At 66.1% G+C, this 6,555-nt stretch carries 7 protein-coding genes, 1 tRNA gene and 1 pseudogene; 4 read left to right on the top strand and 5 right to left on the bottom strand.

The genetic code is table 11. The features are described from left to right. The first annotated feature begins 356 nt into the window (after positions 1 to 356). The 3 genes and pseudogenes from ABZ208_RS33765 (at position 357) to ABZ208_RS33755 (ending at position 2,281) form a co-directional block, all read left to right on the top strand. Positions 357 to 530 (top strand): CsbD family protein, encoded by a 174-nt coding sequence (locus tag ABZ208_RS33765; protein ID WP_328405869.1) that lies wholly within the window; start codon positions 357 to 359, stop codon positions 528 to 530. A 151-nt stretch (positions 531 to 681) separates the two neighbouring features. After that, positions 682 to 818, top strand: a pseudogene (locus ABZ208_RS33760) (IS110 family transposase); the annotation flags it as partial. Between the two features lie 1,121 nt (positions 819 to 1,939). Beyond that, positions 1,940 to 2,281 (top strand): hypothetical protein, encoded by a 342-nt coding sequence (locus ABZ208_RS33755; protein WP_356913261.1) that lies wholly within the window; start codon positions 1,940 to 1,942, stop codon positions 2,279 to 2,281. A gap of 63 nt (positions 2,282 to 2,344) precedes the next feature. On the opposite strand, the gene ABZ208_RS33750 is transcribed toward ABZ208_RS33755, so the two are convergent. From ABZ208_RS33750 to lepB, 4 genes are all read right to left on the bottom strand, one after another. Next, complete coding sequence (locus ABZ208_RS33750) at positions 2,345 to 2,545, bottom strand: helix-turn-helix domain-containing protein (RefSeq protein WP_356913260.1); 201 nt, start codon at positions 2,543 to 2,545, stop codon at positions 2,345 to 2,347. Positions 2,546 to 2,731: 186 nt separating this feature from the next. Then, the gene (locus ABZ208_RS33745) at positions 2,732 to 2,929 is read right to left on the bottom strand and encodes a hypothetical protein (protein WP_356913259.1); all 198 of its coding nucleotides are present in this window, start codon (positions 2,927 to 2,929) and stop codon (positions 2,732 to 2,734) included. A gap of 122 nt (positions 2,930 to 3,051) precedes the next feature. Next, positions 3,052 to 3,981 carry a hypothetical protein gene (locus tag ABZ208_RS33740; RefSeq protein ID WP_356913258.1) on the bottom strand — a complete coding sequence of 310 codons (930 nt, stop codon included), beginning with the start codon at positions 3,979 to 3,981 and terminating at the stop codon, positions 3,052 to 3,054. A 296-nt stretch (positions 3,982 to 4,277) separates the two neighbouring features. After that, positions 4,278 to 4,943 (bottom strand): signal peptidase I, encoded by a 666-nt coding sequence (lepB, locus tag ABZ208_RS33735; protein ID WP_356913257.1) that lies wholly within the window; start codon positions 4,941 to 4,943, stop codon positions 4,278 to 4,280. 926 nt (positions 4,944 to 5,869) lie between these two features. Between lepB and ABZ208_RS33730 the strand changes: the two genes are divergently transcribed. After that, complete coding sequence (locus ABZ208_RS33730; protein ID WP_356913256.1) at positions 5,870 to 6,034, top strand: integrase; 165 nt, start codon at positions 5,870 to 5,872, stop codon at positions 6,032 to 6,034. A gap of 199 nt (positions 6,035 to 6,233) precedes the next feature. On the opposite strand, the gene ABZ208_RS33725 is transcribed toward ABZ208_RS33730, so the two are convergent. Beyond that, positions 6,234 to 6,306, bottom strand: a tRNA-Arg gene (locus tag ABZ208_RS33725). Positions 6,307 to 6,555 lie beyond the last annotated feature (249 nt).

The raw sequence follows: 6,555 nt of genomic DNA, 5'->3' as shown, positions 1-6,555 counted from the left end.
TCCAGAGAATGCCGAGGCCGGCCAAGAGGCCGATGATGAGCAGAATGACTCCGAGGATGATCATGACGTCCTCCGGTGACGGGTGACCCCCCTCTCTTCTCACGGCTCCCCGCCTTGACGCGGGGCAAACCCGGGTCTCGGCTTGACCAGCACCTACGCCTCCCGGCAGCGACACCGTCCCATGGTGCAAGGGGCGGCGGTCCCGGCCCTGACCGAAGTCCGGCCGGTGCGGCCCGGGACAGAGCGGCGGGCTTGGAGATCGGCTGGGACCCTGCAGGCGATATGCGTTTAAGAAACCATTTATGGGTGAGGTGCACGGTACCCATTGAGTTTCTAGCGAGCGGGATGTGAGTGCTGTGGCCAAGGATGAGAAGGCCAAGGCGAAGGTCGAACACGTCAAGGGCAAGGTCAAGGAGACCGCGGGCCGCGCGGTAGGCAACGAGGGAATGACGGCCAAGGGCCGCGCCGAGCAGGCGAAGGGTGACGTTCGTCAGGCCAAGGAGAAGACGAAGGACGCCTTCAAGCGCTGACCGGGGCGTAGGTGTGCTGTCCGGGAGGGGTTGCAACACACCTAGGACTTCGCCCACCCATAGGGCACGTGGCTGCGATGACAGGAGCGGCGGCCCGGCCGACGGGCCGCCGCTCTGCCGCGCCGTGCGCGGCAGAAGCGCCTTGAATCTCGCCCTGGCCGACCCCGCCTCGCGGGCCTACGACGACCAGAAGATCGCCCAGGGCAAGGACCACACAGGGCCCTGCTCTGCCTCGCCCGTCGCCAGGCCGACGTCCTGTTCGCCATGCTCCGCGACGGGATCATGTGACGTGTGTGCCGCGCCATGAGCTTGGGGGATGGAGCTCAATATCGCGATCTGGACGCGCTCCGGGCTCCGCCGAATCCAATTCCGCCACCGTGGCATCGACGGATGACTCACCGAAACCGGACTCACCCTCACGGCACCGCTCCTAAAAGACTGACTATCTTCTTTCGTGTCAAGCTCTGAGGTAACGGCCTGTACCACGCGGCCGCTTGGGTGGTCTCCGCCTGCGACACGCACAATCTACAAAAACGCTAAATGAGTATGGGTGGAGAGTGTCCATGCCGCGTGTGCCGAATGAAATACCCGTCGACAAGTTGTGCTTACAGCGCGGTCTTCAAGTTCCGTTAAGGGAAGGTTCTCTGGTGGGTCGCAATTCGATTCGGAGCTCGCGCTTCAAAGCCGCCACCTTGGTTTCGGCGGGCACACTCGCTGCCGTGCTCAATATCGTCCCGAGCACGGTCGCCATTGCTGATGCAGTCCCGAGGTCGGGCGCCAGTCAGGGAGTGCCTGGCCCGAACGAGGCCACGAGCGACACCGTCCAGACTGTGGCATGGCCTCTCCCGCCAAATCCTGACCACGGCAGGGATCGCGGCCGACAAGGCCCAACCGGTGCTACAGGTCCCACTGGCCCCACGGGCGCTGAAGGCGTGCCGGGTGCTACAGGTCCCACTGGTCCCACGGGCGCTGAAGGCGTGCCGGGTGCTACAGGTCCCACTGGTCCCACGGGCGCTGAGGGCGCGCCGGGTGCGACTGGTCCTACAGGCCCTCAAGGCGTGCCGGGTGCTACAGGTCCCACTGGTCCCACGGGCGCTGAGGGCGCGCCGGGTGCGACTGGTCCTACAGGCCCTCAAGGCGTGCCGGGCGCTACAGGACCCACGGGACCCACGGGACCCACGGGACCCACGGGACCCACGGGCACTGAGGGCGCGCCGGGTGCGACTGGTGCCACAGGCCCTCAAGGCGTGCTGGGCGACACTGGACCCACTGGACCCACTGGACCCACTGGACCCACAGGCCCTCAAGGCGTGACTGGTGCGACTGGTGCCACTGGTCCCACAGGACCCCAGGGCACACGGACGGAGGAAGTCTTCCAGCTGGTTGCGCTGCAGACCCAAGGTAGTTTCGTGGATGTGGATGGGTCATCCGACTCCAGCCAGGGGGATGAATTCGTCATTACGGGCGATCTCCTCCTCGATAACGCTGCGGTCGGCACCTACGGTCAGATCTGCACGCTGACCCGAACCGCTCCCGGCGATGAGTTCGACATGCAGTGCACGGCTTCACTGTCCCTGCCCCAAGGGCAGATCACGGCGGAAGGTCGGTTCACCGTCACCAGTGCCGGCCCCGGCCCTGTCACCTTCGCGATCACTGGAGGCACCGGGGACTACCGCACAGCTCAGGGCTTCATCACCTCAGTAAACGCCAGTGACACGGAATCAAATCTGACCGTCAACCTCATCCTCTGACGCCTTGCGGCTGAGCATGCTTCTGATCTCCCCGAACGGGTCCGACTTCCCTGGCCATCCACATCAGGAAGCGACGACCTGCTGGTCCGTCACTCCGTACACCCCGCCCAGATCGCGCGCGTCGCGTGGGCCAATACTGCGGCGGCCGTTTTCTCGGAGGATGATCTTAGTTCGGGAGATCAGAAGATGCTGTGCCACTTGTGTTCCTGTCAGGCGTGCCGTGCTGCCCAGCGCCACCCATGCTGACCTGGTCCTTTTCCTCAACTGGGCACGCCCCTAAGCCGATTTCGACAGGGATTCGACAGACACCCACCTTGGGTCGTGGCCCGAAGGGGCCCGTGATGCGTCGGCCGGCGGTGGCTGAGCTTGGGACGTACGGGGCCGGCACGCTCCGGCCGGTGCATGGAGTCCAGAGCCTGCGCCCCGGGCTGTATCACTGTCTTCGGACTTCTATTGGTGACGACTTCGGGTGATGAGCCACGTTCCACCGACTATCAGCAACGCGAACAACGCCAGGCCTGCGCCCTGTGCGGCCAGAAGCCACAACCGGTCGGCCAGGGGAAGTTTGCCGGTCAGGGTGACTTGGAGGGAGCCGACAGCGAAAGCAATCGCCGCGGTGAAGACGGCGACGACCTCGACGGCGCGCACCGAAGAGGTGTGCAGGGAGCGTTCCAACTGAGCGTTGACTGCCGCTTGTTGTTCCCAGCGACGCTGATGCTCTGCGTCCCGTACAGCTCTCAGCCGTCCCTCCTGGACAGCGTCCCGCTTGGTCAGGTACTGGTCCTGCAGGACGCTGAGACTGGCGGTGGGGCTCGCCGCGAGCAGGGCGAGGGCGGTATCGATGCTCTCCAGTGCCTCATCGTGCCGACCGCACATGTGAACCCCGTGGCCGGTCGGGCGAGAAACATGTGGTCACCTGGATATGTCTCCACCGCCTCCTCCGCATGGCGGCGCAGTAGCTGCCCTTGCTCCTCGAAGGGAGTGGCGAACGCCAGCCCGTTGAGGCAGATGTCAACGGTGTGGCGGGTTCGCTTGGGCGAAGACCAGGCCTGTTCCAGAGACTCGGCGGCGTATGCGACGGTCAGTGCCCGGCTGCCAAATGCGGCAAATGATCGGAGAGCCAGGACTACGGGCTCCTCGCGAAGCGAGGTGGCTGTCAGGGACAACGGCGAAGACGCCAGGAACGCGTGCAGCTCGTCGAAGCAGAAGTTCGCCCGCAACTTCCCCGCGTGGAAGAGGGTGACGAAGAACGCGACGCGCTCCGCTTCGGGACCGGCGCCTGCCTCGCCCACTGCCTCCGCGATCTGGTCCACCGACTCTACGCTTCCCCGGTTGAGGAACCCGTTGCCGAGGCCCCACTGCTCGGCGACCGCGCCCCAACTCTCGTCCTGTACGTAGTCCGACATCCATCGGGCGCACTCAAGAGCCGTATGCGCCGTCGGCCGCTCCAGGAACCGCTGACGCCAGTAGCGGTCGGCGCACATGAAATAAGGGTCGAGGCGGAGATCGGCGGAATTCACCTCGAAGGAGGGCGGAGCCCCGGCCGCCAGCAATTCCGCTGCAACCTCGTCGCAGATACGGTCACGCGTTCTGGAATCAGCTGTACGAACCTCGTCCAGCAATGCCGTGACGGTAGCCGTGTCCATGCGTCTCCTCGTCCTCCGCGATCCAGCCTCCGCGACAATGATCGCTTCGAACATACAGGCATGAAGCGGGAGTTCAGGCTCGGATGCGGCCCTCGTCGGCGACCACTGAACACTGCGGCTGTCCATGCCCGTTGATGTCCGCGCCGGACTGGCCGCGCAGGGCGGCACCCTGCGCGGCCAGTCCGGCGATCAGGTTGTGTTGGTGGACCGATGTGCCACCTCGTCCGTACCAGGAGTCAGCGACTGCGGGACGGCCCGGTAGTCCCGGTGGTGGACGCTGCCGCCGACCGCGCCCTGACACACCGAGCCGCCGCGCTCGCGCCGGCCACGACACAAATACTCAAGATTGCTCAGGCCACGGGCCACGGCGGCGCAGCCACGAGCGGCCGCCGGGCACGCCGTCCGGCCGCGTACCCCGCGATTCCCAGGCCGATCCCGACCAGGGTCAGCACGATCCCGAGGACCCCGAGCGCCACCAACACCGCCGGCACGGTGAACCCCTTCTGCACTCGTCCGAGCACCCCGGAGGCCGCGACGCTGCCCGACTGCTCGTCGAGGAAGAACCGCGAGTCGTTCGAGTTCCCCCGGTGGTCGCCCAGCAGGAACAACCGCCCCTCCGGCACCTGCACGTCGTACGGTCCGGTTGCCGGGTTCACTTCGCCGCGCATCACATACGGTTCGTCGACCGGCTTCCCGTTCACCGTGATCCGATTCCCGTCGCACACCACGTGATCGCCGCCCATCCCGATGACCCGCTGCAGGACCGGTCCGCCCTGATAGCGATCGGGCACATTGACGAGTACGACATCACCTTGGCGTATCTCGCCCGCGTCGATGCGCTCGATGACCAGCCGCTCGCCCGCGCGATACGTGGGCTCCATCGCCTCGCTCATGACGGTGGCCCCCTGGTAATTCGTGAAGAAGTACCCGATGCCCCCCAGCACCAGGACCAGCCCGAGTGGCACCAGGACCCAGGCCGCGACTCTCAGCCCGCTGCCCGCTCCCCGCCGCTGCATGAACACCCCTCCCTTGAACCGCCCGAGGCCAGGCGGACCAGCAGAGGCTAAGCCGTCTCGGGGCGGGAACGCACCTCACCCCCCAGGCCGCATAGGCCGGTGGAGTCTTTGCCCAGTCAAGTGCTGGCCCAGGGGCCCTGGAGCACCAGTTGGAAGACGTCGTATACGGATGCCTGCTGAGCTGCGACTGCGCTGACCTGTAGCGGAGCGGTGCCGTTACTCCGTTCCCCACCGAGCCGCTTCGCTCCGATCGACGTGCGGACCGCGTTACGTGAGTTCGCCTTCGACACCAACCGCCGCGCTGACGCGCCGTCCGATGCGTCCACCATCCTGCGGTGGGTGAAGCGGAGCACCGAGTCCATGGCGGCCTGGGGGGACCCTCGACGGGTCGATGACCTGCTCCACGCCCTCGCGACCAAGCCGGACGGATCGACCGCAGCGGCCTCCTCGATCAAGCGCAATCGCAGGATCCTGAACGTGGCCATGCCGTCTTCGCCACGCTGTACTACACCGGACCGCGGCCGGAGGAAGCCGTGGTCATGAGGGTCCTCGACGCACGGCCACCGCCTGAGGGCCAGGAAGACCAGTGGGGTGATCTGCTGTTCCACACCGCGCAGCCGGAGGTGGGGGAGCGGTGGACCGACACCGGCGAGGTGCACGAGGAGCGCGGACTGAAAGGCAGGGCCAAGGACGACACCCGCGTCGTGCCGTGTCGCCCGACGCTCGCTCGCATTCTTCGCGACCTCGTCGAGGCAGAGGCTGAGGCCTGGGGAGCTGCTCTTTCCCGGGGGAAACGGAGACATCCTCTCCGGCTCGGTTTTCCGCCGCGCCTGGCGGACCGCTCGAAAGGAAGTCCTACTGCCCGAGGAATTCGCCTTGCCCCTCGGTAAGCGCGCTTACGACCTCCGTCACCCGTGCCTGACGACGTGGCTGAACGAGGTATACCGCCGGCGCAGGTCGCCGAGTGGACAGGCAACAGCGTCCCCGTCCTGCTCGCCACGTACGCCTGGTGCATCTCCGGTCAGCTCAAGGACCACCAGAAGAGCTTCGAGGCCGGGGGAGACCTTCCAGACCTGATGGAAGATCGCTGAGTCTCCCCGCGAAAACTTCGACACGTATTCGACAGAGCCACCCGCGGAAACCCGGTATCAGCCGGACAGTGCCGGCCCGTCCTCGTGATCACTGAGGGCGTTCCGGCGCTTACGTCCGCGCTACCCCCGGCCCGCTAGAGTGCCCCTGACCAGCAAAAAGGCCCTCCCAGGAGGAGGGCCGATCTTGGTGTGCGCTGTGCGCCCCCGGCAGGACTCGAACCTGCGGCCAAGCGCTTAGAAGGCGCCTGCTCTATCCACTGAGCTACGGGGGCCGGATCGTGGCCTCGGTGGCCTGGAGCCCCGGTCGGGTTGTCCGTGACCTTGCCGGGACAAGGATAGGGCTCCGATCGCCTTGGCCCGGTTGCTTCACCTGCGTGGCACGATGTGGAGGTTACGTGAAGCGAACCGATAATCGCAGGCAGGTGCGATTCATGCACCGCTTTTGACGCCTCGCGTCCCGGGTGTTGTGCACTCGTTATGCCTGCGTCCCACTCATCCCGTGTGTCCCGTCTGTCCGATCG

It is taken from the genome of Streptomyces sp. NPDC006208, from assembly GCF_040613775.1.
Taxonomy (GTDB): domain Bacteria; phylum Actinomycetota; class Actinomycetes; order Streptomycetales; family Streptomycetaceae; genus Streptomyces.
This window is presented reverse-complemented; position numbering and strand designations above follow the sequence as displayed.

What these genes read in the sequence shown, in the direction of transcription:
- lepB (WP_356913257.1), bottom strand. Translation starts at nt 4,943, where the DNA reads ATGCAGCGGCGGGGAGCGGGCAGCGGGCTGAGAGTCGCGGCCTGGGTC.
- ABZ208_RS33740 (WP_356913258.1), bottom strand. Translation starts at nt 3,981, where the DNA reads ATGTTCGAAGCGATCATTGTCGCGGAGGCTGGATCGCGGAGGACGAGG.